Annotated in this window: 19 protein-coding genes; 9 read left to right on the forward strand and 10 right to left on the reverse strand. The window is 73.2% G+C overall.

Translation table 11 applies throughout. From position 1 onward, the window contains the following. The first annotated feature begins 72 nt into the window (after positions 1-72). Positions 73-4,602 carry an ATP-dependent helicase gene (locus tag KGD83_RS22395; protein WP_212641027.1) on the forward strand — a complete coding sequence of 1,510 codons (4,530 nt, stop codon included), beginning with the start codon at positions 73-75 and terminating at the stop codon, positions 4,600-4,602. Positions 4,603-4,837: 235 nt separating this feature from the next. Further along, positions 4,838-5,377 (forward strand): GNAT family N-acetyltransferase, encoded by a 540-nt coding sequence (locus KGD83_RS22400; RefSeq protein ID WP_212641028.1) that lies wholly within the window; start codon positions 4,838-4,840, stop codon positions 5,375-5,377. Positions 5,378-5,544: 167 nt separating this feature from the next. On the opposite strand, the gene KGD83_RS22405 is transcribed toward KGD83_RS22400, so the two are convergent. After that, on the reverse strand, positions 5,545-6,759 hold the full coding sequence (locus KGD83_RS22405; RefSeq protein ID WP_212641029.1) for an ROK family transcriptional regulator: 1,215 nt from the start codon (positions 6,757-6,759) through the stop codon (positions 5,545-5,547). A 274-nt stretch (positions 6,760-7,033) separates the two neighbouring features. On the opposite strand from KGD83_RS22405, the gene KGD83_RS22410 reads away from it, so the two are divergent. The 5 genes from KGD83_RS22410 to KGD83_RS22430 all read left to right on the forward strand — a co-directional run bounded on the left by KGD83_RS22410 (position 7,034) and on the right by KGD83_RS22430 (position 12,670). Beyond that, positions 7,034-8,311 (forward strand): extracellular solute-binding protein, encoded by a 1,278-nt coding sequence (locus tag KGD83_RS22410; protein WP_212641030.1) that lies wholly within the window; start codon positions 7,034-7,036, stop codon positions 8,309-8,311. A 90-nt stretch (positions 8,312-8,401) separates the two neighbouring features. Further along, positions 8,402-9,397 (forward strand): carbohydrate ABC transporter permease, encoded by a 996-nt coding sequence (locus KGD83_RS22415; protein ID WP_212641031.1) that lies wholly within the window; start codon positions 8,402-8,404, stop codon positions 9,395-9,397. After that, positions 9,394-10,362 carry a carbohydrate ABC transporter permease gene (locus tag KGD83_RS22420; protein ID WP_212641032.1) on the forward strand — a complete coding sequence of 323 codons (969 nt, stop codon included), beginning with the start codon at positions 9,394-9,396 and terminating at the stop codon, positions 10,360-10,362. The genes KGD83_RS22415 and KGD83_RS22420 overlap by 4 nt, the downstream gene beginning before the upstream one ends. A gap of 133 nt (positions 10,363-10,495) precedes the next feature. Beyond that, on the forward strand, positions 10,496-11,968 hold the full coding sequence (locus tag KGD83_RS22425; protein WP_212641033.1) for a glycoside hydrolase family 3 protein: 1,473 nt from the start codon (positions 10,496-10,498) through the stop codon (positions 11,966-11,968). Positions 11,969-12,205: 237 nt separating this feature from the next. Then, positions 12,206-12,670, forward strand: coding sequence for an RrF2 family transcriptional regulator (locus tag KGD83_RS22430; protein WP_013151707.1), 465 nt, complete (start codon positions 12,206-12,208; stop codon positions 12,668-12,670). 105 nt (positions 12,671-12,775) lie between these two features. Here the strand turns inward: KGD83_RS22430 and KGD83_RS22435 are convergent, their stop codons facing one another. From KGD83_RS22435 to KGD83_RS22475, 9 genes are all read right to left on the reverse strand, one after another. Further along, positions 12,776-13,132: a helix-turn-helix domain-containing protein gene (locus KGD83_RS22435; protein WP_013151706.1), complete on the reverse strand. Its 357-nt coding sequence runs from the start codon at positions 13,130-13,132 to the stop codon at positions 12,776-12,778. Between the two features lie 159 nt (positions 13,133-13,291). Beyond that, complete coding sequence (locus tag KGD83_RS22440) at positions 13,292-13,843, reverse strand: CinA family protein (protein WP_212641034.1); 552 nt, start codon at positions 13,841-13,843, stop codon at positions 13,292-13,294. Then, a complete protein-coding gene (gene pgsA, locus KGD83_RS22445; protein WP_212641035.1) occupies positions 13,840-14,445 on the reverse strand; it encodes a CDP-diacylglycerol--glycerol-3-phosphate 3-phosphatidyltransferase in 606 nt (201 codons plus the stop codon). The genes KGD83_RS22440 and pgsA overlap by 4 nt, the downstream gene beginning before the upstream one ends. Beyond that, a complete protein-coding gene (gene rimO, locus KGD83_RS22450; protein WP_212641036.1) occupies positions 14,442-15,884 on the reverse strand; it encodes a 30S ribosomal protein S12 methylthiotransferase RimO in 1,443 nt (480 codons plus the stop codon). Before rimO ends, pgsA begins: the two co-directional genes overlap by 4 nt. A 171-nt stretch (positions 15,885-16,055) precedes the next feature. Continuing rightward, positions 16,056-17,264, reverse strand: coding sequence for a helix-turn-helix domain-containing protein (locus tag KGD83_RS22455; RefSeq protein ID WP_212641037.1), 1,209 nt, complete (start codon positions 17,262-17,264; stop codon positions 16,056-16,058). Positions 17,265-17,498: 234 nt separating this feature from the next. Further along, a complete protein-coding gene (locus KGD83_RS22460) occupies positions 17,499-20,015 on the reverse strand; it encodes a DNA translocase FtsK (protein ID WP_212641038.1) in 2,517 nt (838 codons plus the stop codon). A 252-nt stretch (positions 20,016-20,267) separates the two neighbouring features. Continuing rightward, positions 20,268-21,953, reverse strand: coding sequence for a ribonuclease J (locus KGD83_RS22465; protein ID WP_212641039.1), 1,686 nt, complete (start codon positions 21,951-21,953; stop codon positions 20,268-20,270). Continuing rightward, the gene (dapA, locus tag KGD83_RS22470; RefSeq protein ID WP_212641040.1) at positions 21,950-22,921 is read right to left on the reverse strand and encodes a 4-hydroxy-tetrahydrodipicolinate synthase; all 972 of its coding nucleotides are present in this window, start codon (positions 22,919-22,921) and stop codon (positions 21,950-21,952) included. The genes KGD83_RS22465 and dapA overlap by 4 nt, the downstream gene beginning before the upstream one ends. 353 nt (positions 22,922-23,274) lie before the next feature. Further along, positions 23,275-23,655 (reverse strand): phage holin family protein, encoded by a 381-nt coding sequence (locus tag KGD83_RS22475; RefSeq protein WP_082768262.1) that lies wholly within the window; start codon positions 23,653-23,655, stop codon positions 23,275-23,277. A gap of 96 nt (positions 23,656-23,751) precedes the next feature. Between KGD83_RS22475 and KGD83_RS22480 the strand changes: the two genes are divergently transcribed. Both KGD83_RS22480 and KGD83_RS22485 read left to right on the forward strand, forming a co-directional pair. Further along, the gene (locus tag KGD83_RS22480; protein WP_212641041.1) at positions 23,752-24,306 is read left to right on the forward strand and encodes a GNAT family N-acetyltransferase; all 555 of its coding nucleotides are present in this window, start codon (positions 23,752-23,754) and stop codon (positions 24,304-24,306) included. A 157-nt stretch (positions 24,307-24,463) separates the two neighbouring features. Then, the gene (locus KGD83_RS22485) at positions 24,464-25,336 is read left to right on the forward strand and encodes a 1,4-dihydroxy-2-naphthoate polyprenyltransferase (RefSeq protein ID WP_130396845.1); all 873 of its coding nucleotides are present in this window, start codon (positions 24,464-24,466) and stop codon (positions 25,334-25,336) included. Positions 25,337-25,602 lie beyond the last annotated feature (266 nt).

Genomic DNA, 25,602 nt, shown 5'->3' on the forward strand with positions numbered 1-25,602 from the left:
GCCCAGTATCGGTGATCGCGGCGTCCGCCGCGCCCCCTCCCCTTTGTCCCCGCCCGCGGGCACACTGGCGGCATGAGCCGTGCGCCCCGCCCCCTCGAACGCTTCGGACCCGCCACCAGAGCCTGGTTCGACCGGGCCTTTCCCGCGGGCCCCACCCCCGCCCAGACCAGTGCCTGGGAATCGGTCCAAGGCGGGAGGAACACGCTGGTCGTGGCCCCGACCGGCTCGGGCAAGACCCTGTCGGCCTTCCTGTGGTCGCTGGACCGGCTGTCCTCGGCCCCCGTCCCCGAGGACCGCGCCCGCCGCTGCCGGGTGCTGTACGTGTCCCCGCTCAAGGCCCTCGCGGCGGACGTGGAGCGCAACCTGCGCGTCCCCCTGGCCGGAATCGCGGCCGCCGCCGAGGCCGGGGGGCACGCGCTTTCCCCGGTCACCGTGGGGGTGCGCACCGGCGACACCCCGGCCGCCGAGCGGCGCAGGCTCGCCACCCGGCCGCCGGACGTGCTCATCACCACGCCCGAGTCGCTGTTCCTGGTGCTCACCTCGCGGGCCAGGGAGGGGCTGGCCGGGGTGGAGACGGTCATCGTCGACGAGGTGCACGCGCTCGCGGGGAGCAAGCGCGGCGCGCACCTGGCGCTGAGCCTGGAGCGGCTGGACGCCCTGCTGGACCGACCGGCGCAGCGGATCGGCCTGTCGGCTACCGTGCGCCCGCCCGACCTGGTGGCGCGGTTCCTGGGCGGCGCGGACGTCGTCGCCCCGCCCGGCGCCCCCGGCATGGACCTGCGCGTGGTGGTGCCCGTCCCCGACATGGAGGAGCCCGGCGACCCGGGGCCGGTCCGGCCCTCCGGCGGCGCGGAGGACGACGGCGGCGCCCGGGGCCCGGGCGGCGGGTCCCTGTGGCCGCACGTGGAGCGGCGGGTCCTGGACCTGGTGGAGTCCCACCGCTCCACCATCGTGTTCACCAACGGGCGCCGCACCGCGGAGAAGCTGTGCGCCCGCGTCAACGACCTGCACGCCGAACGGCACGGCGGGCGCCTGCCGCCGGAGGAGGTGCCCGCGCAGGTCATCGCCCAGTCCGGGCACAGCCGCGGCGGCCCCCCGGTGGTCGCCCGCGCCCACCACGGCTCGATGTCCAAGGCCGAGCGGACCCTGATCGAGGACGAGCTGAAGCGGGGGAGGCTGCGCTGCGTGGTGGCCACCTCCAGCCTGGAGCTGGGCGTGGACATGGGCGCGGTCGACCTGGTGGTGCAGGTGGCCTCGCCGCCGTCGGTGGCCAGCGGCCTGCAACGGGTCGGCCGGGCGGGGCACCAGGTGGGCGGGACATCGCGCGGGGTCTTCCTCCCCCGCTTCCGGGGCGACCTGCTGGCGACGGCCGTGGTGGTCGGACAGATGCGCGCGGGCGCCATCGAGCGCCTGGAGATGCCGCGCAACCCCCTCGACGTCCTGTCCCAGCAGATCGTGGCGATGACCGCCATGGACGACTGGCCGGTGGCCGAGCTGGCCGCCCTGGTCCGGCGGGCCGCGCCCTTCGCCGACCTGGCCGACACGGTGCTGGAGTCGGTCCTGGACATGCTGTCCGGCCGCTACCCCTCGGACGAGTTCGCCGAGCTGCGCCCCCGCCTGGTGTGGGACCGGGAGGCGGACGTGCTCCGGGCGCGCCCGGGCGCACAGCGGCTGGCGGTGGTCAGCGGCGGCACCATCCCCGACCGGGGCGTGTACGGGGTGCACCTGACCGGGCGGGACGGGGACTCCGCGCCGAGTCGGGCGCCCACCCGGGTCGGCGAGCTGGACGAGGAGATGGTCTACGAGTCTCGGGTGGGCGACGTGTTCGTGCTGGGGTCCACCTCGTGGCGGATCGAGGCGATCACCGCCGACCGGGTGCTGGTCTCCCCCGCGCCGGGGCGACCGGGCCGGATGCCGTTCTGGAAGGCCGACGCGCAGGGCAGGCCCGCGGAGCTGGGCAGGGCGGTGGGCGCGCTGACCCGGGAGCTGGCCGCGGCGGAACCGGCGCGGGCGCTGGCCCTGGCCGAGGGGGCGGGACTGGACGCGTGGGCCGCGCGCAACCTGGTGGAGTACGTCTCCGAGCAGCGGGAGGCCACCGGGCACGTACCCGACGACCGGACCGTGGTCGTCGAGCGCTTCCGCGACCAGGTCGGGGACTGGCGCGCGGTCGTGCACTCCCCGCTGGGAGCGCGGGTGCACGCGCCGTGGGCGATGGCCCTGGCGCGGCGGCTGCGGGACCGGTTCGGCGCGGACGCGCAGGTCGTGCACGGCGACGACGGGATCGTGCTGCGGCTGCCGGACGACGGGGGCTGGGACCGGCCGGGCGAGCTGGCCGACCTGGTGGCGCTGGATCCCGAGGAGGTGGAGGACGCGGTCACCGGCGAGCTGCCCGGGTCGGCACTGTTCGCCGCGCGGTTCCGCGAGTGCGCGGCGCGGGCCCTGCTGCTGCCCCGCCAGCGGCCGGACCGGCGGATGCCGCTGTGGCAGCAGCGGCTGCGGGCCTCCAACCTGTTGTCGGTGGCGGGCCGTTACGGGTCGTTCCCGATCGTGCTGGAGGCGGTGCGCGAGTGCCTGCGGGACGTGTTCGACGTGCCCGCCCTGGTGGAAGCGCTGGAGGGCGTCCGGTCCCGCCGGACACGGGTGGTGGAGGTGCGCACCGAGACGGCGTCGCCGTTCGCGCGCTCGCTGATGATGGAGTACACGGCGGCGTTCCTGTACGAGGGGGACGCCCCCGCGGCCGAGCTGCGCGCGCAGGCGCTGACCCTGGACACCTCTTTGCTGGCCGACCTGTTGGGCGAGGCGGACCTGCGGGAGCTGCTCGATCCGCGCGTGGTGGAGGAGGTCGGCGCGCTGTTGCAGCGGACCGCGCCCGGTTCGGGGGCCCGGGACGCCGAGGGCGCGGCCGACCTGCTGCGCGGGGTGGGGCCGCTGACCACGGAGGAGGCCGGGGCGCGGGGAGCCCGGCGGGAGTGGCTGGAGGAGCTGGAGTCCGCGGGCCGGGTGGTGCGGATGGCCGTGGCGGGCGCCGAGCGCTGGTGCGCGGTGGAGGACGCGGCGCGGCTGCGCGACGCGCTGGGCGCGCGGCCGCCCGCCGGTGTCGCCGGGGCCCTCCTGGAACCGGTGGAGGCGCCGACCCGCGACCTGGTCTCGCGCTACGCGCGCACGCACGGGCCGTTCTCCTCAGGGGAGGCCGCGGCGCGGCTGGGGCTGGGCGCGGACGTGGTGGAGGGCGTGCTGCGGGAGCTGTCCCGGCTGGGGCGCGTCCACCGTGGCGGGTTCCGACCCGGCGGGACGGGCACCGAGTGGTGCGACGCCGACGTGCTGCGGCGGCTGCGGCGCGGGTCGGTCGCGCGGCTGCGCAGCGAGGTGGAACCGGTCGCGCAGACCGCCCTGGCCGCGTTCGCGCCGCTGTGGCAGCGCGCCGTCGCGGGCGAGCGGTGGCGCGGACCCGACGCGGTGTTCGAGGCCGTGGAGTCGCTGCGCGGCGCGACGGTGGCGGCGTCGGCGCTGGAGGCCCTCGTACTGCCCTCCCGTGTGGAGGACTACGCTCCCCGGCGGTTGGACGAGCTGACACAGGCGGGCGAGGTCGTGTGGGCCGGTGCGGGCGCGCTGCCCGGGCGGGACGGATGGGTGTGCCTGGCACCGGCCGACGAGGCGGCCCTGCTGCTGCCCGAACCGGTGCCGCCGCGGGAGGGCACCACGGCCCACGCGGTGCTGGAGGCGCTGCGCGGGGGCGGGGCGCTGTTCTTGCGCGACCTCGCCGACCGTGTGGCGGGCGCGCTGGGGGGTTCGGCCGTGACGGACGCGGAACTGGTCGCGGCGCTGTGGGAGCTGGTGTGGTCGGGCTGTGTCACCAACGACACCCTGGCCCCGCTGCGCGCGGTGCTGGGCTCGGGGGCCGCCCCGCGTCGCGCGCCCTCGCGTGCGGGGCGGCTGGCGCGCCCGGTGCTGCCCACCCGGTCGGGACCGCCCACGGCCGCGGGGCGGTGGTGGGCCCTGCCCGAGCGGGAGGGCGATCCCACCAGGCGGCTCCTGGCGCGTTTGGAGGCGCGACTGGAGCGCCGGGGTGTGCTGGTGCGCGGCCACCAGGGCGGGCGGATCTCCCCGGACGAGTACCGGGTGCTGCGGACGATGGAGGAGTCGGGCCGGGTGCGCCGCGGTTACTTCGTGGACGGCCTGGGCGGCGCCCAGTTCGCGCTGCCGGGCGCCGTGGACCGGCTGCGCTCGGTTTCCGGCGGCGCGGCGGAACCGGTGGTGCTGGCGGCGACCGACCCGGCGAACCCGTTCGGCACGGACCTGGCCTGGCCCGGGGACGCCCAGGCCAGGCCGGGCCGGTCGGCGGGTTCCCTGGTGGTGATCGACGAGGGGCGGCTGACCCTGTACGTGGGGCGGGGCGGCCGCTCGGTGCTGACCTTCGGTTCGCCGCCAGCCCTACTGGAGCGGGCGGCCCGCGCCCTGGCCGGGGCGGTGCGGGACGGACGCGCGGGGGCGCTGACGGTGGAGCGCGCCGACGGGGCCGAGGTGTTCGCGACGCCGGTGGACGCCGCGCTGGTGGCGGCGGGGTTCCACGTGACCCCGAAGGGGCTGCGCCTGCGCCCCTGACCCGTCCCGGCCGGACACCCGCAGGGCGCGGGCGTCGACGCTTCGCAGGGTGGTGTCCCCCGTCCGGCGGCATCGGTGGTCCTTGTGCGCGTGAGCGCGCACGAGCGGGCCCGCGCGCCCTTCGCCGGGACGCGAAAACGGCTGGCAGCGGCGGCCGGAACCGGTCAGGATGGCGTCCGCGCCGGAGAGGGCACGAGTACGAGGGGGACCGGTGGGGCGACAGGGGATCCGACCGATGCGGCCGGAGGACGAACCTCGGGTGGTGGAGGTGTCGTTGGCGGCGGACACCGTGTTCGCCGCGGCCGGGGTGGTGCTGCCCCCCGACGACCCTCGGGAGGTGCTCGCGCACGCGGAACGGGTCCTGGTCGCCGAGGGACCCGCCGGGGACACGGTCGGGGCCCTTCCCGAGGGCTCGGCCGAGGACACCGCGACGGGCGGCTCCGTGGTCGGCATGGCCGCGACGGTGACCGTGGACGGGCGCCCGCACCTGGAGCAGCTGGCCGTGCACCCCGGGCACGGCAGGCGCGGGGTCGGCGGTGCCCTGCTGGAGGCGGTGTGCGCCGAGGCGGCTGCCGCCGGTCACACCCGCCTCACCCTCACCACCTTCCGCGACCTGCCCTGGAACGGGCCCTGGTACGCGGACCGCGGGTTCTCCGTTCTCCCCCCTGCGGAGTGGGGCCCGGGCCTGGAGGAGGTCTGGCGGGCCGAGGAGCGGGCGGGCATCCGGGTGCTGCCGCGCGTGGTGATGGTCCGGGAGCTGGCCCGGCCGTCCTGAGCCCTCCGTGCCCGGCCCTCGCGGGGCGGGTGGCCGCGCCCCGGCCGGGTGGGGAAGCCGGGGCGCGGACGAAGGAGCGAAAGGGGCTGCCGGGGACGGGCTCCCCCTGGTGAGGGCCCGCTCCCGCCGCCGTGGGAGGGCTCCCATGGGGCCGGAGCCCGGCGGGTTCAGACCGTCGAGGAGAAGACGTCCTCCCGGGCCCGCTCCAGGGCGTGCAGCAGAGCGCCCCGCACGACCGGGCTGCCCTCCACCCTTCCCAGCGCGACCTCGGTCGCGTTCGGGGCGATGCGCGCGGCGGCCGCCTGGACCCGCTCGGCCAGCTTGACACCGCCCGCCCGGGCCACGTCCCCGCCGAGCACGACCAGGCCGGGGTCCAGGATCACCGCGACCGCGGCCACCCCGCGGGCCAGGCGCTCGGCGAAGGCGTCCAGGAAGGCGTCCGCCTCCGGGGTCCCCGCGGCGGAGGCCGCCCCGACCACCTCGGTGACGTCGGTGCCCTCGATGCCGTACCCGGCGGCCAACTCGACCACCTGCCCCGCCTTGACCAGCGCCTGGAACCCGTGGGGCAGCTCGCGGCTGACGCCGTCGCGCAGGGACTCGTAGCCGCCGGACAGGCCCACGTCGGTGGGCATGGGCGCCCCGGGCACCGGCAGGTAGCCGATCTCGCCCGCGCCGCCCGAGCGGCCCCGGTGGATGCGGCCGTCGATCATGGTGGACATGCCCACGCCGCCGTTGGCGCTGAGCCAGATGAGGACGAACTCGGCCACCCCTGCCGCGGCGCCCTCGGAGTGCTCGGCCAGGGCGGCCAGGTTCACGTCGTTCTCGATCATGACCGAGCGCTTGAGGTCGGCGCGCAGGGCCTCCAGGATGCCCTCGTGCCAGGACATCAGGTCGAAGGAGAAGCGGATGTCGCCGGTGCGGGGATCGACGACGCCGGGGGTGCCGATGACGCAGGCGCGGACCCTGTCCAGCGCGACCCCCGCCGTGTCGGCCAGGCGCATCACCGCGGTGTGGACGAGCGCGACGGGGTCGTCGGAGGCGCTGGGGTCGACCGCGACGTCGCTGACGATGCGGCCCGTGATGTCGGCGATCGTCGCGGTCACCCGACTCGCGCTGACGTCCAGGGCAGCGACGTAGGCGCTCTCGGGCACCACCGCGTACAGCGCGGCGTTGGGCCCCCGCCCGCCCGCCTGGCTGCCCACGACGCGCACCAGGTCCCGTTCTTCCAGCCGCGCGAGCAGCTGGGAGGCGGTCACCTTGGAAAGGCCGGTACGCGTTCCCAGCTGCGTCCTGGTCAAGGGCCCCGCGGACAGGAGCAGTTCCAGTGCCGCGCGGTCGTTGAGCTGGCGTAGCAGCCGGGGAGTCCCCGGACGTTGAGACATAACCGTGACACCTCACCCTGTTTTTATTAGGAAAGTTTCCTGTTAATTTAGCTCACAACCTCACAGGAGGTCACGTCCTCGTAAGGCCCGCTTCGGGCCCTTCCGATACTCGCTGGGCCCTCCCGGTACCCGCTCCGGCGGGGCGGCCAACGTGCTATCCCAGCACAACCCCCACAAGACGTCGAGCCGCGGGGTGATTCCCACGATCATCCCAGTTCGGTTCGAGCACAGGCGTCGCACCCCGGCGCGTCGTGCGAAGGGAGAAGAGATACAGATGAGGTTCCCCAAGATCGCCGCGGCCACGGCCGTGGTCCTGCTCGCCTCAGCGTGCGGCGGCTCCGACTCCGGTGACGGGGGCGGCGAGGCCGACAGCCTGACCGTCTGGGTCATGGGCACCTCCCAGGAGCCCCTCGTCGAGTACTTCGAGGACGTCGAGGCGCGCTTCCAGGAGAGCAACCCGGACGTGGCCGTCGATGTCGAGTTCATCCCCTGGCCCGACGCGCAGGAGGCCATCACCAACGCCCTCGCCGGCGGAGACGCCCCCGACGTGCTGGAGGTCGGCAACGACCAGGTGGCAGGCTGGGCCGCGCAGGGCGCCCTGATGGACATCACCGAGCAGGTGAGCGGCTGGGACGCCGCCGCGGGCATCGACGAGAACGCCTTGGAGTACGGCACCTACGAGGGCGTGCAGTACGGCGTCCCGTGGTTCTCGGGCGTGCGCACCCTGTACTACCGCGCGGACTGGCTGGAGGAGATCGGCCACGAGCCGCCGACGACCTGGGACGAGCTCGTCGAGGTGGCCGGGGCCATCGAGGAGGAGTACGACGTCCCCGGCTTCGCCGCGCCGACCGACTTCACCAACGGCATCGCCAGCTTCATCTGGAGCAACGGCGGCTCGATCGCGGAGCAGAACGGCGAGGAGTGGGAGGGCACCCTCACCGACCCCGCCACCGTCGAGGCCATCGAGTTCTACTCCAGCCTGACCACCGACGGCATCTCGCCGCAGGACTACGTCGGCCAGAACGAGCTCATCGCGCTGGCCGACATGGCCAACAGCCAGCTGGGCATGTACATCGACGGCGGCTGGGCGGTCGGCTCCATGGAGGAGCAGGCCGAGGACCCGGCGGTCATCGAGAACATCGTCGCCGCGCCCATCCCCGGCGCCGAGGGCATCGCCCCGGCCTTCGCGGGCGGTTCCGCCCTGACGGTGTTCACCACCACCGAGCACCCGGACCTGGCCTTCGATCTGCTCACCGTCCTCGGTGACGAGGAGGGCGGCCAGGGCTACGCCGACGTCGCGGGCTTCTTCCCGGCCTACCCGCACCTGCTGGAGAGCGAGACGTACCAGGAGGACCCCGCCACCGCCGCGGCCGCCGAGCAGATGCAGCACACCCAGTTCTTCCCGACCACCCCGCGCTGGACCGCGGCCGACCAGGACAACAAGATCCTGCCGGGCGCCGTCCTGGAGATCGTGCAGGGAGGCGACGCAGAGGAGGTCCTGGCGGCGGCCAACGAGGAGCTGACCTCGATCCTCAACGAGCCGGTCGAGTAGCCCCCTCCGCCTTACTGAGTAGAGCTGTGCGCGGGCGGGGTCCAACGGCCCCGCCCGCCGCGGTCGGCCCACGCCTCGATTGAGAAGACCATGGCACAAACCGTCGAACCGGCGCCCGCGCGCGAGCGGGAGGAGGCCGTGAAGGCCCCCGCCTCCGAGCCCGCGCCTCGCCGCCGCCTCGCGCTCCCCACCCCGTACCTGCTCATCGCACCGGCTCTGATCCTCCTCGCGGTCGTGCTGCTGTGGCCGATCGTGCAGATGGTGTGGTACTCGCTCACCAGCTTCACCACCCGAAACCTCCTGCCCAACCAGCCCGGCCCGGCCTGGAACGACTTCGCCCACTACCAGACGCTGCTGACCGACCCCGAGTTCTGGGGGATCCTGCGCAACACGGTCGTGGTCTGCGTGCTGATGGTCGGCATCACGATGGTGATGGGCACCCTCGTGGGGCTGCTGCTGAACAAGCTCCCCAAGTGGTTCTCGGGGTTCGTGGCCCTAGGCATGATGCTCGCCTGGGCCACCCCCGCGCTGAGCGCCTCCCTGGTCTTCCGCTGGCTGTTCCTGCCCGAGCGGGGCCTGGTCAACGTCATCCTGGACCGGATGCCGGACTGGCTGGTGGGCAGCGGATGGCTGCAGTACAACTGGTTCCTCGAACCGCTCCCGCTGTTCTCGATCCTCATCACCGTGATCGTCTGGCAGTCCTTCCCCTTCGTGGCCGTCTCCGTGCTCGCCGGACTCAAGAGCATCCCCTACGAGCTGTACGAGGCCGCGAGGATGGACGGCGCGGGCGGCTGGAAGGCCTTCTGGAACGTCACGTTCCCGATGCTGCGCCCGCTGTTCGCCCTGCTGCTGGTCCTGCAGATCATCTGGGACCTGCGCGTGTTCACCCAGCTCTACATCCTGGCGAACAGCTTCCAGAACAAGGACGTCTACCTGCTCTCGTACTACATCTACCAGCAGGGCTTCAGCGCCAGCCCGGCCAACTACGGCATGGGTTCGGCTATCGCGGTGGTCATGACCGTGATGATCCTCGCCGTCACCGCGTACTACCTGCGCATCATGATCCGCCAGGGGGAGACCCGATGACCGCGATCGACCAGACCTCCGCCTCCGCCGTCCGCGAGCGCGCCACCGGGGGCGCCGGGGCGGGCGGCCCGAGCGGCTCCCGGCGCGTCTACCGCCGCGGCCCGCTTCGCCGGCTGCGGCGCCTGCCGCTGTACCTGGCCGGCCTCGCGGTGTTCCTGTTCTCTGTGTTCCCCGTGTACTGGATGGTCATCACGGCCTTCAAGCCGGTGGGCGAGATCTTCACCCGCGACCAGACGGTCTTCCCGACTGCGCCGACCCTGGAGCACTTCGACCGGGTGCTCAACGGCCAGCTGATCCCCGGGGTGAACTTCTGGCAGTTCCTGGGCAACAGCCTGTTCCTCACCGTGGCCTCCGTGGCCATGGGAGCGTTCCTGTCGCTGCTGGCCGCCGTGGCCGTGGCCCGGTTCCGCTTCCGGCTGCGCACCGCGTTCATCATCCTGCTGCTGGTGATCCAGATGGTGCCGATGGAGGCGATGATCATCTCCATCTTCATCAACTTCCGCCAGCTGTCCGACGTCAGCGGCGTGCAGCTGCTCGGCAACCTGTCCGGCCTGCTCATCGTGTACACGGCCGTGTCACTGCCGATCACCATCATGATGCTGCGGGGCTTCGTGGCCGCGGTGCCCAAGGAGCTGGAGGAGGCGGCGGCCATCGACGGCGCCAGCGCCTGGACCGTCTTCTGGCGCATCCTGATGCCCCTGGTCGCGCCGGGCCTGGTCGCGGCGAGCATCTTCGCCTTCATCACCGCGTGGAACGAGTTCATCGTCGCGCTGACGTTCCTGGGCCGCAGCACCGACAACTACACGCTGCCGCTGACGCTGTCCTACTACTTCGGCCGGTTCGGCACCGAGTGGGGGCCGATCATGGCCGCCTCCACCCTGCTGACCATCCCCGTGATGATCTTCTTCCTGTTCGTCCAGCGGCGCATGGTCTCCGGCCTGACCATGGGCGCGGTCAAGGGCTGACCGCGTCCCTCCCTCCGGGGCGGGTCCCGCGACGGACACCGCGGGCCCCGCCCCGGGCGCGCCCTCCCCCCGTTTCCCCGCCCTTCGTCTGCCCGACCACGGGCACCCCTTCGCTCACCGAACGGAGTTCGTCATGCCGTACGACCCGACCCTGGCGCGTCTGGCCAACGCCACGCTGCTGGTGCCCTTCGAGTCCTACCAAGCCCCGCGCTGGGTCCTGGAGGGTCTGGCGGACGGGATCTCCGGCGTCTGTCTGTTCCACAACAACCTGGACGGCCCCGAGCAGGTGACCGCGCTCAACGCGACCCTGGCCGGGGTCACCGACACCCCGCTGATCTCCCTGGACGAGGAGGGCGGCGACGTCACCCGCATCGGCCAGGCGCAGGGCAGCGACTACCCCGGCAACGCGGCCCTGGGCGCGGTGGACGACCCCGGCCTGACCCGCGCCACCCTGAGCTCCCTGGGCGGGCGCCTGGCCGAGCTGGGCTTCAACCTGGACCTGGCGCCCTCGGTGGACGTCAACGTCGCCGACGACAACCCGGTGATCGGCACCCGCTCCTTCGGCTCCGACCCCGAACTGGTTGCCCGGCACGCGGCGGCCGCCGTGCTCGGCCTCCAGGAGGCGGGCGTGGCCGCGTGCGCCAAGCACTTCCCCGGCCACGGCGCCACCTCCCAGGACTCCCACCACGTGCTGCCGCGCGTGGAGGCCGACGCCGATCTGCTGCGCCGCCGCGAGCTGCTGCCGTTCCGCGCGGCCGTGGAGGCGGGCGTCCGGTCGATCCTGACCGCGCACATCGAGATGCCGGGCCTGGGCGGCGACGGCCCCGCCACGCTCACGCCGCGCATCCTCAACGACCTGCTCCGCGGCGAGCTGGGCTTCACCGGCACCGTGGTCAGCGACGCCATGGACATGCAGGGGGTCAGCGGCCGGATCGGCATCCCCGAGGCCTGCGTGCGCGCGGTGGCCGCCGGGGTGGACCTGCTTTGCCTGGGCCGGTTCGTCTACGCCGACCAGGTCGAGCTGATCCGCGCCGCGCTGGTGGACGCGGTCCGGGAGGGCCGCCTGTCCGGGGAGCGCCTGGAGGAGGCCGCCGGACGCAACGCCGAGCTGCGGAGCTGGATCCGCACGGCCCGGACCCGGCGCCCGGACGTTCCCGCGGCCGACGGGGTGGGCCTGGTCGGCGCCCGCCGGGCGGTGCGCGTGCACGGCGACCTGCCGCCGCTGGCGGACCCCTACGTGGTGGAGGTGGACGCCCCCTCGGGCATGGCGGTGGGCGAGGTCCCCTGGGGCCTGTCCCCCTGGTTCCCGGGCACCGAGCGCGTCTCCCCCGACGTCGCGCACGCCGACCGGCTGGCCGCCAGCGCCCGGGACCGCGACCTGGTCGTGGTGGTGCGGGACGCGCACCGCTACCCGTCCGCCCAGGCGCTCGTCAACCGCCTGCTCAGCGCGCACCCCGACGCCGTGGTGGTGGAGATGGGACTGCCCATCTGGCGACCCGACTGCGGCGCGCACGTGAGCACCTACGGCGCCGCGCACGTGAACGGGCTGAGCGCGGCGGAGCTGCTGGGGGCCCCGGTGGGCGCCCCCTCCCCCGGCGTGAACTGAGCGCCCCGGCTCCGCTCCCCGACCCGGCCGGTCCGCGACCGGCCGGGTCGGCGCGTTCGGGTGACGCTCGTCACCGCGACGGACATACTGGGGCGGGACACCCCGAGAGCGGGGACGTCACCGATGTCCCCGCAACCCGGTAGGAGAAGTACCCTTGGCCTGAAGCACCCCGGTCGGCGGCGCTCCCGTCGACGACCGGTGCCCCATTCGCCCACTTACACACGGCATAATCACAGCATGCGCCTTTCAGCCCGGGTCGACTACGCGCTACGCGCGGCGGCGGAACTCGCCGTCGCCGACGAGGGGCCGGTGACGGCCGAACAGCTCGCACGCGCGCAGGCCATCCCCGGAAAATTCCTCGAGAACATCCTCACCCAGCTACGCCGGGCCGGTCTGGTACGCAGCCAGCGCGGCCCCGTCGGCGGCTACTGGCTGGCCCGTCCGGCGGGGGAGATCTCCCTGGCCGACATCATCCGCGCGGTCGACGGACCGCTCGCCAACGTGCGCGGGGAACGCCCCGAGCACGTGGACTACGACGGCGCGGCCCGCAGCCTCCAGCAGGTGTGGATCGCGCTGCGCGCCAGTGAGCGCGCGATCCTGGAGGGCGTCAACCTCCAGCACCTGGTGACCAACGAGCTGCCCGAGACGGTGCGCTCGTTGGCCGAGGACCCCGAGGCCTGGGTGAACCACACCCACCGCTGACCGCCGTCCCGCGCGCAGGTCCCGTGAACACCGAAGGAGCCGACCGTCTGGTCGGCTCCTTCGTCGTGGTCACGGTGACGATGGACGGACAGTTCCGAGGAGGGGTCAGACCCCCACCATGTCGGCGACTTGGGGAACGCGATCCGGTACCGGGTCGATGCCGAGGTCCTGGGCGGAGACGGGGTCGGTCGTGACCGCGTCACCCAGCAGCGCGGCCTCCTGGAGCTCGGCGAGGGCGAGCTGGTCGGAGACCTCTCTCAGTACCTGCGAGAGCGGGACGCCCAGCGCCCCGCAGATCGAGGAGAGCAGTTCGGAAGAGGCTTCCTTCTGCCCGCGCTCGACCTCCGACAGGTAACCGAGGGATACACGTGCATCGGCCGACACCTCACGGAGGGTGCGGCCCTGGCGCTGCCGGAGCCGCCTGAGCACGTCACCAAGTAGGTGACGAAGCAGGACCATCATTCGCGCTCCCTCCCACCGGTAGCGACCTTCATATACACCACCGTACCTGTCCCACGCCCGATTCGGGCACCTCTTGCCGTCCTGTTCGCTGGAGGGGGAACCCCGCCCGAGGGTGGTTTTGTTCCCAAGGGTGGGGAAAGGAAGAACAGCCCGGAAAGTTCAGTCCCGGGCGTTTCCTTCCGTGCTCCCGCGCACAACGGCGTCCAGGAGCAGCAGCGCCCCCTCGACCGTGCGGTATCGGATACCCGCACGGTCACCGGTGAAACGGAAACGGCGGCCCCGCGTGGCCCCGTCGGGCGTGGCGACGGCCACAAAGACCGTGCCGACGGGCTGGCCGTCCTGGGGATCGGGTCCGGCCACACCCGTGACCGCGACGCCGTAGTCGGAGCCCAGCAGGCGGCGGACGCCGAGCGCCATGTGCCCGGCGACCTCCGGGTGGACGGCGCCGTGCTCGGCCAGCAGGTCCGCGGGCACGCCCAGGACGCTGTCCTTGGCGTCGGTGGCGTAGGCCACGACGCCGCCCCGGTAAGTGCCCGAGGCGCCCGGGATCGCGGTGAGGTGGGCACCGACGAGTCCCCCGGTCAGCGACTCGGCGGTGGCGCAGGTGGCGCCGGCGGCGAGCAGGGCCCGGTGGGCGGCACCGGCCGCGGCCAGTGCCGCGGCGCGCGGGTCCGGGCCGCCGGGGACCGGCCGGTCCCGCTCCTCCGTCACGCGGCGGGGCCCTTGCGGGCGCGCACCGCGCGCACGGCGTCGAACACGTAGGTCAGGCCGGTCCACAGGGTGACCGCCAGCGCGGCGGCCATCACGACGTGCGCGAACCAGACGAAGACCTCGCTGAAGGGCAGCACCTGGAGCGGGAAGAGGTAGACGCTGATCGCGACGATCTGGAGGACGGTCTTGAGCTTGCCGCCCTGGCTGGCCGGCATGACCACGTAGCGCAGGACCGCGAAGCGCAGCGCCGTGATGCCCCACTCGCGGACCAGGATCGCGATGGTCACCCACCACCACAGGTCGCCCTGGAGGGAGAGCACCACCAGCGCGGAGCCGGTGAGCGCCTTGTCGGCGATGGGGTCGACGATCTTGCCGAAGTCGGTGACCAGGTTGCGGCGGCGGGCGATCTCGCCGTCGACCCGGTCGGTGATGGCGGCCAGCACGAAGACGGAGAAGGCGGCGAACCGCCACCACGAGCCGTCCAGGAACATGAACCACACGAAGAGCGGCACCATGACCAGGCGGCTCATCGTGAGGATGTTCGCGATGTTCCACAGGGGGACGCGGGGGGCGGGGGTGGCCGCGGGGTCGGGGGTGCTCATCTGTCCGCGGCTTCCCCGTGGGTGTCGTCCTGTTCCGCGATGAGGTCGGCCCCGGCCGACTGGATGACGGTGGCGCGTACCAGGTCGCCGACGGCCAGGCCCTCGCCGTAGAGGATCGTGCTGCCGTCCACCTCGGGGGCCTGGTGCTCGGAGCGGCCCTCGTAGGCGCCGTCCTCCAGCACCGTCTCCACCAGGACGGTGACCTCCGAGCCGATCCGCTCCTCGGCGCGCTGGGCCATCAGCTCCTCGGAGAGGCGGTTGAGCCGGTCCACTCGCTCGGCGACGACCTCGTCGGGCAGCTTGCCCCCGTGGCCGAACGCCTCGGTGCCCTCCTCGTCGGAGTAGCCGAACACGCCGATGGCGTCCAGCCGGGCCTCGGAGAGGAAGGAGACCAGGTCCTCGAACTCGGCCTCGGTCTCACCGGGGAAGCCCACGATGAAGTTGGAGCGCGAGCCGGCCTCGGGGGCGCGCTCGCGGACCGTGTCCAGCAGCTCCAGGAAGCGCTCGCGGTCGCCGAAGCGGCGCATGCGGCGCAGGAGGGTGCCGCTGGCGTGCTGGAAGGACAGGTCGAAGTAGGGCACCACGCCGGGGGTCCCGGTGAGCACGTCCACCAGGCCGGGGCGGACCTCGGCGGGCTGGAGGTAGCTGACCCGGACCCGCTCCAGGCCCTCGACGGCGGCCAGCCGGGGCAGGAGCTTCTCCAGGGCGCGCACGTCGCCCAGGTCCTTGCCGTAGGAGGTGGAGTTCTCGCTGACCAGGAACACCTCTCGCACGCCCTCGGAGGCGAGCCACTCGGCCTCGCGCACGATGTCGTCGGGGCGGCGGGAGAGGTAGGCGCCCCGGAAGGTCGGGATGGCGCAGAAGGTGCAGCGCCGGTCGCAGCCGGAGGCGATCTTGAGGTTGGCCACCGGTCCGCCGACCAGGCGGCGGCGCGGGACGGAGGCGCGGTAGGGCAGCTCGGTGCCCTCGGCCCCGGCGGAGTCGGCGAAGCTGGCGTGGCCGGGAACGTGGGCCTGGGAGGCGTCGCGCTCGGCCGGGCTGATCGGCAGCAGCGTGCGCCGGTCGCGGGGGTCGTGCGGGACCAGGGTCCGCCCGGCCACGACGTCGTCGAGCCGGTCGGTGATGGCGGCGTAGTCGTCGAAGCCGATGACCTGGGCCTCGGGCAGGGCCTGGGCCAGCTCGGAACCGTAGCGCTCGGCCATGCACCCGGCGGCGACGACTCTGCCGCCGTTCTCCGCCGCTTCCAGGAGGGTCTCGATGGAGTCCTGCTTGGCCGCGTCGATGAACCCGCAGGTGTTGACGATGGTGACGTCGGCCTCGGTGTCGCCCTCGACGAGGTCCCAGCCGCCAGCGGACAGGCGCCCGGCCAGCTCTTCGGAGTCGACCTCGTTACGCGCACACCCCAGGGTGACGAGTGAGACAGTACGGCGCGATGACATGGCTTCCAAGCGTGTGGGAGAGCTTCGGGTGGCGCGGGGGCCGTCCCGGACCGGTCGGCCGTGCTCGGTGCACGGCGAGGTCCGGCGCCGCCCGCAGCCCCCCACATTACCTTGGTCGGCTCACCCGCCCGTACCCCGGCCCGGAGCGATCCGGGCCGGGGCGCGATCCGGTCACTGCCGCACGCCGTCCGGACCGATGACGATCTCCTTGACCTCGCCCGGAAGGCCGAGGGGGCCGGAGCTCTCGCCGTCGACGGTCGCGCTGACCGCCCCGGCGTCGCCGACCCACAGGCCGAGCATGTCCTCGGTCACGTACTCCTTGACGTCGCCCTCCAGCAGGTAGCCGACGTAGAGGTCCTCGCCGTCTGCCCCGGTGACCTCGACCCAGCTGCGTCCGGAGGCGCCGAGTTCGACGGTGAACTCGACGGGCCCCTGCTCCGCCGCGGCCTCCTCCGCCCCCGCGGCGGAGTCGACGGTCCTCTCGGTGGCGGAGGAGTCGAAGGCCGAGCGCAGCGGGTTGCCCGCGTCCCAGTCCTGCCAGGTGCGGACCCCGACGAAGAGCGCCAGGAGGAAGATGGCCCCGACCACGGCCCAGGGCCAGTGGCGCCGGACGGCGTCGACGGTCCGGGGCCTCGCGGCGATGACCACGGGGCGGGTGACGGGGTCGCCCCGGCCGTGCCTGCCGCCCCGGGTCCCGCCGCCCTGGGGACCGCGGGCCCGGGGCCCGTTGCTCCGGTGCCTGCCGTCGGCGTACCCGCCCCGCACGGATCCGGTCCGCGCGGTGCCGACGCCGGCGGCCCCGTCCTCGGGCGCTCCGTCCTCGGGCGCCCGGGCACGGGGGCGGCGCCCCTCCGCGGTCCCGCGGGGGCCGGGAATCCACCCGGCCAGCCGCGGCCTGCGGGGCCCACGGCGCTCCTGGGTCTCCCGGGGCTCCTCGTCAGGCTGGCGCGTCAGGAACTGCCTGCGCTCGAAGTGGCCCCAGCGCTGGGCACCGACTCCGGAGTCGTCCTCGCCGAAGCGGTGGGCCATGACCGCCTCCCCGTCCTCCCCGGGACGGGTCTCGGCGCGCGCCGCGGCGGCCACGCGAGCCGCCTCGGGCACGGACGCCGGGTGGCGCTGCGGGGGGACGAAGGCGGGTATGGCGCGGGACGCGTGCTCGCGGTCGTACTCGGCGAGGAGCGGCGCCGGGTCCAGGCCGAGCGTGCGGCAGATGCCGCGGATGTGGCCGCGTGCGTAGAAGTCCCCGCCGCAGGAGAAGAAGTCCTCCTGCTCGATGGCCGTGAGGACGGGTTCCCGGATACGTGTACGGATGCTGAGGTCCGCGACCGTGTACCCCGCCGCGACCCGGGCGGCGGACAGGGTCTGACCGATCGTCGCCATGCGCACTCCCCCCGCGACTGTGTGTAGCTGCAAGAGACCACTCTGCCGCCCGGGGCGCTTTCGCGCAGGTCACCACGCCCCATGAAGCCTCCAAGATCCCACCAAATCGGGCATGCCTGTTTTTAAGGGATGCCCGTGGAGTTTCGGGAAAGGCCGTAACACGAAGCCTGAAGCCCGACTTCCCGGGTGCCGGTCGGTGCCCGCGCGCCGCCGCGCGGGGGCGAGCGGCACGGGTCAGGAACCCCGGATGTCGGCCAGCACGGCGGGCAGGTCGTCGGGCTGGACGAGCACGTCGCGGGCCTTGGACCCCTCGCTGGGGCCGACCACGTCGCGGCTCTCCATGAGGTCCATCAGGCGGCCCGCCTTGGCGAAGCCCACGCGCAGCTTGCGCTGGAGCATGGACGTGGAACCGAACTGGGTGGTGACCACCAGCTCGACGGCCTGCAGGAGCAGGTCCAGGTCGTCGCCGATCTCCTCGTCGATCTCCTTCTTCTTGGTGTCGGGGACGGCCACGTCCTCGCGGTAGCTGGGCTCGGACTGCTTCTTGCAGTGTTCGACGATCGCCCGGATCTCCTTCTCCCCCACCCAGGCGTTCTGGAGGCGGATGGGCTTGCCCGCGCCCATGGGAAGGAAGAGCGAGTCGCCCTTGCCGACCAGCTTCTCGGCGCCGGGCTGGTCGAGGATGACGCGGCTGTCGGAGAGGCTGGAGGTGGCGAAGGCCAGGCGGGAGGGCACGTTGGCCTTGATCAGGCCGGTGACGACGTCGACGCTGGGCCGCTGGGTGGCCAGCACCAGGTGGATCCCGGCGGCGCGGGCCAGCTGGGTGATGCGCACGACGGCGTCCTCCACGTCGCGGGGGGCGACCATCATCAGGTCGGCCAGCTCGTCCACGATGACCAGCAGGTAGGGGTAGGGCTCGTACTGGCGCTCGCTGCCGGGCGGGGCGGTCAGCTCCCCCGTGCGCACGGCGGCGTTGAAGTCGTCCACGTGCCGGTACCCGGAGGCGGCCAGGTCGTCGTAGCGCCGGTCCATCTCCCCCACCACCCACTGGAGGGCCTCCGCGGCCCGCTTGGGGTTGGTGATGATGGGGGTGATCAGGTGCGGGATGCCCTCGTACATGGTCAGCTCGACCCGCTTGGGGTCGACCAGGATCATCCGCACCTCGTCGGGGGTGGCGCGCATCATCAGCGAGGTGATGAGCCCGTTGATGCAGGTGGACTTGCCCGCGCCGGTGGCGCCGGCGACCAGGACGTGCGGCATCTTGGCCAGGTTCGCGACCACGTTGGAGCCCTCGACGTCCTTGCCCAGGCCCACCAGCATGGGGTGGTCGTCGGAGGTGGCCGCGGGCGAGCGCAGCACGTCGCCCAGGCTGACCAGGTCCTTGTCGGTGTTGGGGATCTCCACGCCGATGGCGGACTTGCCTGGGATGGGCGACTGGATGCGCACGTCGGCGCTCTTGACCGCCAGGGAGATGTTCTTGGCCAGGGCGGTGACCTTCTCGACCTTGACCGCGGGGCCCAGCTCGATCTCGTAGCGCGTCACGGTCGGCCCGCGGGTGAATCCGGTGACGTCGGCGTCGATGTTGAACTGGGTGAGCACCCCCGACAGGGCTTCGACGACCTCGTCGTTGGCCTTGGTGCGCGGCTTGACCGGGCTTCCGGGCTTGAGCATGGTCGGCGCGGGCAGCTCGTAGTCGCCCTCCACCACGCGCGAGGGGATGGTGAGCTGCTCGGTGGTGGCGGGGGCCGGAGTGGGGTCGGGGACCTCCCGCTTGGCGCGGGCGGCCTTCCTGCCCTTGGGCGCGGCCTCCGCCGAGGCCGCGGCCGGTTCCACGGCCTCGGCGCCGGTCCGCGCGGTCTCCTCCTCGTCGGTGAGGGCGGGGACGATCGGCTCGTCGGGCAGCACCGGGCTGTCGTAGGGGCGCTCGTGGTCGCCCGCGACCGTGCCCGTGGCCTTCTTGGCCTTGGGCGCGCTCCTGCGCGGCTTGGCGGGCTTCTTCTTCTCCGCCCCCAGCAGGCCGATGCCCGCGTCGGGGCCGGCGTCGCGCTCCATGAGCGCGCCGAACAGGACCTGGAGGCGTTCGGGGATGCGCCGGATGGGTGTGGCGGTGACCACGAGGATCCCGAAGACCAGCACCAGGGCCAGCAGGACGCCGGTCAGCCACGGGGTGACGACGGCGCTGAGCGGCCCCGAGGCGACGAAGCCGATGAGCCCGCCGGCCTCCTGGAGGGCCTCCAGGCCCTCGGAGGGCTGCGGGATGCCGTGGGCGATGTGGATGAGGCCGAGCAGGCCCAGCATGATCGAGCTGAAGCCGATGAGCAGCCTCCCGGCGTCGCCCTCCTTGCTGTCGCCCGGGGTGCGCATGAGTCTGACCGCGATCGGCAGGAACAGCAGCGGCAGGATCGGCGAGAACGTGCCGAAGGCGCCGACCACGACCGTGCGGGTGTACTCCAGGAGCAGCCCGTCGCTGTTCCACCACACGGCTGCGGCGATGAGGACGCCCGCGGCCAGCAGGACCAGCCCGGCGCCGTCGCGGCGCAGGTCGGGATCGAGGCCGCGCGCGCCGCGGCCGACCGCGCGGGCGGAGCCGCCGACGGTGTGCGCGACGAGCTTCCACAGCACCAGCAGGAACTGGCCGAACATGGTGACGGCGAAGGCGATGGGCCCGTCGGGCATGCGCTTCTTCGCCGCGGGCTTGCGCGCGGCGGGCTTCTTGCGTCCGGAACCGCCGGAGGAGGCGCGCGTGGCCATGGGGTCACCTCCAGGGGACGGGGTCGTGCGGACGGTCGGGCAGGACGGCCCGCCACGGCGGGCAGCCTACTGCGGCGTCCACCCCTCGCGCCCGTATCCCGCGCGGCGTGTCGCCCGGGCGCCGCTGTGCTCCACGTCCCACCCCGGCCCGGTTCCGTCACCGCCTCGGTACCGGTTCCCGGTCCCGGCGACGCGAACGGCCCGGACGCGCCGCGGGGCGTCGTCGGGCCGTTCGTCGTCGTCGGGTGCCGGTCAGACCTCGACCAGGACGGGGATGATCATGGGCCGCCGCCGGTAGGTCTCGTTGACCCAGCGTCCGGCGCTGCGGCGGATGAGCTGGCGCAGCTGGTGGGGGTCGTTGACCCCGTCCCGGGCCGCCTTGTCCAGCGCGTCCTGGATCCGGTCGATGACGTCGTCGTAGGCGTCGGCCCCGATGCCCGCGCCCCGCGTGTGGATCTCGGGCTCGCCCAGGATCTTGCCGGAGCCGGAGTCCACCGCCACGACGACGGAGATGAACCCCTCCTCGCCGAGGACCCGGCGGTCCTTGAGCGCGGCGTCGGTGACGTCGCCGACCGAGGAGCCGTCCACGTACACGTACCCGGCCTGCACCGCGCCGACGATCCTGGCCCGGTTCTTGTGCAGGTCGACGACCACGCCGTCCTCGGCGATGACGATCCGGTCGCTCGGGACCCCGGTCAGCTTGGCGAGGTCGGCGTGGGCGCGCATGTGCCGCCACTCGCCGTGCACGGGCATGAAGTTGCGCGGGCGGACCATGTTGAGCACGTACATCAGCTCGCCCGCGGGCGCGTGGCCGGAGACGTGCACCAGGGCGTTGCCCTTGTGCACGACCTTGGCCCCCCAGCGGGTCAGACCGTTGATCACCCGGTTCACCGAGTTCTCGTTGCCCGGGATCAGCGACGAGGCGAGCAGGATGGTGTCGCCCTCCTCGATGCGGATCTGGTGGTCCCGGTTGGCCATGCGGCTGAGCGCGGCCATCGGCTCGCCCTGCGAGCCAGTGCACACCAGGAGCACCTCGTCCGGGCGCATCTGGTCGAGCTGCTTGACGTCGACGACGGTGTCGCCGGGGATGCTCAGATAGCCCAGGTCGCGCGCGATGTTCATGTTGCGGACCATGGAGCGGCCCACGAAGGCGATCTTGCGCCCGTGCTCGACGGCCGCGTCGATGACCTGCTGGACGCGGTGCACGTGCGAGGCGAAGCAGGCCACCACGATGCGCTTCTGGGACTGCCAGAACACCTTGTCGATGGCCTCGGTCAGGTTGCGCTCGTTGACGATGAAGCCGGGCTGCTCGGCGTTGGTGGAGTCCGACAGCAGCAGGTCCACGCCCTCGTCGCCGAACCGGGCGAACCCGGCCAGGTCGGTCAGGCGCCCGTCCAGCGGCAGCTGGTCCATCTTGAAGTCGCCGGTGTGCAGCACCGACCCGCCCGGGGTGCGGATGCCCACGGCCAGCGCGTCCGGGATGGAGTGGTTGACCGCGAAGAACTCCAGGTCGAAGGGGCCGAAGTCGTGCCGCTCGCCCTCCTCCACCAGCACGGTCTCGGGCTTGATGCGGTGCTCGCCGAGCTTGGCGGTGATCAGCGCAAGGGTGAGCTTGGAGCCGACGATCGGGATGTCGGCCCGCTCACGCAGCAGGAACGGCACGCCGCCGATGTGGTCCTCGTGCCCGTGGGTGAGCACGACCGCCTCGATGTCGTCGAGCCGGTCCCGGATGTACTCGAAGTCCGGCAGGATCAGGTCGACGCCGGGCTGCTCCTCCTCGGGGAAGAGCACGCCGCAGTCCACGATGAGCAGGCGCCCGCCGTACTCGAAGACCGTCATGTTGCGGCCGATCTCGCCGAGTCCGCCCAGCGGGACGATGCGCAGCACGCCCTTGCCAAGGGGCGGCGGCGAGCCCAGTTCGGGGTGCGGGTGGCTCATACGGATCCCTCCGTGAGGCGCTCGACGGCGACGGCGCTGGCCGGGACGGCCTGGTGCGGGGCGAGCCCGATCGGGCCCTTGACGCCCGCGGCGGCCAGGTCCTCGCGCAGGAGTGCCTGGAGCTCGGCGGAGGCGTCGGCGAGCGGGGTGCGGACCGGCCCGGAGGGCAGGCCGAACAGGTTGAGGACGGCCTTGGTCGTGATGACGCCCTGGGTGCGGAACATGCCCGTGTAGACCGGCGTGAGACGGCGGTGGATGGCCAGGGCCTGGCCGACCTCGCCCTTCTCGAAGGCGTCGATCATGTCGCGCAGGTCGGCGCCCACGATGTGGCCGACGACGCTGACGAACCCGGCCGCGCCGACGGACAGCAGCGGCAGGTTGAGGATGTCGGTGCCGCAGTAGAAGGCCAGGTCGGTGCGCTCCATGACCCAGGAGCTGGCGCCGACGTTGTCCTTGGCGTCCTTGTTGGCGACGATGCGCGGGTGCTCGGCCAGGCGGACCAGGGTCTCGGAGGCGATCGGCGTCCCGGTGCGGTGCGGGATGTCGTAGAGCATCACCGGCAGGTCGGTGGAGTCGGCGATCGACGTGAAGTGCCGGATGAGGCCTTCCTGCGGCGGCTTGTTGTAGTAGGGGGTGACGGTCAGCAGACCGTGCGCCCCCGCCTTCTCGGCCGCCTGGGCCAGCCTGATGCTGTGGCGGGTGTCGTTGGTGCCGACCCCGGCCACGATCGTGGCGCGGTCGCCGACCGCCTCCAGGACGGTGCGGAGCAGCCGGTCCTTCTCGTCGTCGCTGGTGGTCGGCGACTCACCGGTGGTACCGCTGATGACGAGGCCGTCGTTGTGCTGTTCGTCGACGAGGTAGGTGGCCAGTCGGGCCGCGCCCTCGTAGTCGAGTTCCCCGTCCTCCAGCATCGGAGTGACCATCGCGGTCAACATCTTGCCGAACGGGCGGTTCTTGGTGTCCATCATCGTGTGTGAAAGGCGTGCGGACCGCCGCCCTCGGGCGGTGGGGTCCGTGGTTGCCCCTCCTCCTCTCGGTGTACTCCGAAACAGTTGTGGTATCCCGTGCGGGTGTGCCTCGGGCACGGGTGGTCGGCGCTGCGTGTGCGCCACCGCGACCGGCGGACGCGCGACGGTCGCGGGAAAGATCTGTGGTGCCCCCGCGGCGGGGGCGAGGGGCCTGGCCCCGTCCGGTCCACCGTCCTCGTGGGTCGAGGTTGAGTGGTCCCCGGCAAGACGAACCTACCCGCCCCGGGCCCGTGCCATCCGGCCGGGCCCGGGACCGCCCGCGGTTCGGGGCGTACGGAGTCCGTGGTAGGAGGCTAGTCGTCGTTGCCGTCGGGCAGGAACATGCTGAGCAGCCAGCTGACGATGGTGACCACGATCGCGCCCCAGAAGGCGGGCCAGAACCCGTCGATGTGGAAGGGCAGGTCGAACAGTCCCGCGATCCAGTTGGTGAGCATGAGCAGCAGCGCGTTCACCAGGAGGCCGATCAGCCCCAGGGTCAGAGCGTAGAACAGGCATCCGACCGTTTTGACGATCGGTTTGATGACCGCGTTGACCACGCCGAAGATGGCGCCGACGGCGAGGTAGACCAGGATCTGGCCGACCGTGTCCTGCGCGGTGACTTCGATGCCGTCGATCAGGAGGACAGCCGCCCAAAGGGCGAGCGCGTTCACGATAACTCTGATAATGAGGCTCACAACGTAGATGTTCCCATGCTGTGGCAAGGTCCGGAAACTCCGGCGTAGGTGATCTTGTCGCCAGGCGTGTCGCCCACCCCAGAAGGAGAGCCCCCCGTGTCCAGTGCCCGGTTCGTCCGTCCCGCCCGTACCGCCGACGTGGACGCGGTCGTCGACATCCAGGTGGCCTCGTGGCGGGCGGTGTACGGGGCGCTGCTGCCCGAGGAGGTGTCCGGGGCCCTGGGCGGCGAGGAGGCCCGGGGGCGGTTCCGCGAGCAGTGGACGGCGGCCCTGGAGTCGCCGCCGACCTCCCGGCACCGGCTGGTGGTGGCCACCGACGAGGTGGAGGGAACGCGCACGGTCGCGGGCTTCGCAGCGTTCGGCCCCGCCGGGGACCCGGACCTGTGGCCCGCCAAGGACGCGGAGGTGTTCGCCCTGCACGTGGACCCCGCGCGGGCGCGCCAGGGGCACGGCAGCCGCCTGGTGAACGCGTGCGTGGACCACCTGGTCGAGGACGGTTTCGCCACCCTGCACGTGTGGGTGCCCGAGGCCGACAACGCGCTGCGGGCGTTCTTCGAGGCCTCGGGCTGGCGCGCGGACGGCGCCCGCCGCGAGATCGACATGGGGCGGCTGCTGCCGATGGTGCGCCTGCACGCGGCCATCTCCCAGTAGCGGGGGCCGGAGCCCGGACCGGCCGGACCGAGCGGTAGGGGCCCGTCCGCGCCCCGGCGCCGGGGCGCGGACGGGAGCGCCGCCGACAGGGTCTAACGTGGGGTGGTTGTCGCGGCGCGCACGGGCGCGCCGGTGGTGAGCGGGGAGGGGCCGGAGCGTGGCCACGGTCAGTGAATGGGTCTCGGGGCTGCGCCCCCGTACGCTTCCGAATTCGATCGTTCCGGTGGCGGTCGGCACGGCCCTGGCCTTCGCCCTGGACGGGTTCGTCTGGTGGAAGGCGCTGCTGGCCCTGGTGGTGTCCATGGCGCTCCAGGTCGGCGTGAACTTCGCCAACGACTACAGCGACGGCGTCAAGGGCACCGACACCGAGGCGCGGACGGGGCCGACCCGGCTGACCGCGACCGGTCTGGCCGCCCCGCGGCAGGTGCTGGCGGCGGCCCTGGCCAGCTTCGCGTTCGCGGGGGTGGTGGGCCTGGTGCTGGTGGCCACGTCCTCGTGGTGGCTGCTGCTGGTGGGCGCCCTGGCGATCGCGGCGGCCTGGTACTACACGGGGGGCCGCAGCCCCTACGGCTACCGGGGCCTGGGCGAGGTCTCGGTGTTCGTGTTCTTCGGCGTCGTGGCCGTGGTGGGCACGGTCTTCGTGCAACTGGGCTCCGCGCCCTGGCAGGCGTGGGTGGCGTCGGTGCCGGTGGGCCTGCTGTCCTGCTCGGTGCTGGTGATCAACAACCTGCGGGACATCCCGACCGACCGCGAGACCGGCAAGGTCACGCTGGCCGTGCGGCTGGGCGACGCAGGCACCCGCCGCCTGTACGGGGGCGCGATCGCGCTGTCCTACCTGGTGGCGCTGGCGTTGACCCCGGTGTTCTGGTGGACGCCGCTGGTTCTGGTGTCGGCGCCGCTGGCGGTGCCCCCGCTGCGGCGTGTGCTGGGCGGTCAGACCGGCCGCGACCTGGTGCTGGGCCTGGGTGAGACCGGGCGGCTCCAGATGGCGTTCGGCGTGCTGTTCTCGGTCGCCCTGCTCCTGGGGTGAGGCGATGGCCGCGCGCGGCCGACGTGCCCTTCGTGAGCGGGCCCGAGCGGGCCCGTGACCGTCGGGAGACCCGCGGGTCCCAGCCTTTCGAGGCATGGCGGCCCCCCGCACGACCGCCGCGGCGCTCATCGCAGCGGCGCTGACGCTGATCGCGACCGCCCGCTCCGGAGGCAACCCGGCCGAGGCCCCAGGGGACCCGAGGCCTCCTTCGACCACAGGACCGCCCCCCGCAGGGGAGTACCCCGCCGACCGGGGCGGCGCGGGAG

Source organism: Nocardiopsis akebiae, assembly GCF_018316795.1.
Classification (GTDB): domain Bacteria; phylum Actinomycetota; class Actinomycetes; order Streptosporangiales; family Streptosporangiaceae; genus Nocardiopsis; species Nocardiopsis dassonvillei.

Excerpts from the sequence above, each read along its gene's own strand:
- KGD83_RS22430 (WP_013151707.1), top strand. The coding sequence starts at position 12,206 with ATGCGCCTTTCAGCCCGGGTCGACTACGCGCTACGCGCGGCGGCGGAA.
- KGD83_RS22415 (WP_212641031.1), top strand. The coding sequence starts at position 8,402 with ATGGCACAAACCGTCGAACCGGCGCCCGCGCGCGAGCGGGAGGAGGCC.
- KGD83_RS22400 (WP_212641028.1), top strand. The coding sequence starts at position 4,838 with ATGCGGCCGGAGGACGAACCTCGGGTGGTGGAGGTGTCGTTGGCGGCG.
- dapA (WP_212641040.1), bottom strand. The coding sequence starts at position 22,921 with ATGATGGACACCAAGAACCGCCCGTTCGGCAAGATGTTGACCGCGATG.
- KGD83_RS22425 (WP_212641033.1), top strand. The coding sequence starts at position 10,496 with ATGCCGTACGACCCGACCCTGGCGCGTCTGGCCAACGCCACGCTGCTG.
- pgsA (WP_212641035.1), bottom strand. The coding sequence starts at position 14,445 with ATGAGCACCCCCGACCCCGCGGCCACCCCCGCCCCCCGCGTCCCCCTG.
- KGD83_RS22435 (WP_013151706.1), bottom strand. The coding sequence starts at position 13,132 with ATGATGGTCCTGCTTCGTCACCTACTTGGTGACGTGCTCAGGCGGCTC.
- rimO (WP_212641036.1), bottom strand. The coding sequence starts at position 15,884 with ATGTCATCGCGCCGTACTGTCTCACTCGTCACCCTGGGGTGTGCGCGT.
- KGD83_RS22420 (WP_212641032.1), top strand. The coding sequence starts at position 9,394 with ATGACCGCGATCGACCAGACCTCCGCCTCCGCCGTCCGCGAGCGCGCC.
- KGD83_RS22460 (WP_212641038.1), bottom strand. The coding sequence starts at position 20,015 with ATGGCCACGCGCGCCTCCTCCGGCGGTTCCGGACGCAAGAAGCCCGCC.
- KGD83_RS22405 (WP_212641029.1), bottom strand. The coding sequence starts at position 6,759 with ATGTCTCAACGTCCGGGGACTCCCCGGCTGCTACGCCAGCTCAACGAC.
- KGD83_RS22395 (WP_212641027.1), top strand. The coding sequence starts at position 73 with ATGAGCCGTGCGCCCCGCCCCCTCGAACGCTTCGGACCCGCCACCAGA.
- KGD83_RS22465 (WP_212641039.1), bottom strand. The coding sequence starts at position 21,953 with ATGAGCCACCCGCACCCCGAACTGGGCTCGCCGCCGCCCCTTGGCAAG.
- KGD83_RS22410 (WP_212641030.1), top strand. The coding sequence starts at position 7,034 with ATGAGGTTCCCCAAGATCGCCGCGGCCACGGCCGTGGTCCTGCTCGCC.
- KGD83_RS22455 (WP_212641037.1), bottom strand. The coding sequence starts at position 17,264 with ATGGCGACGATCGGTCAGACCCTGTCCGCCGCCCGGGTCGCGGCGGGG.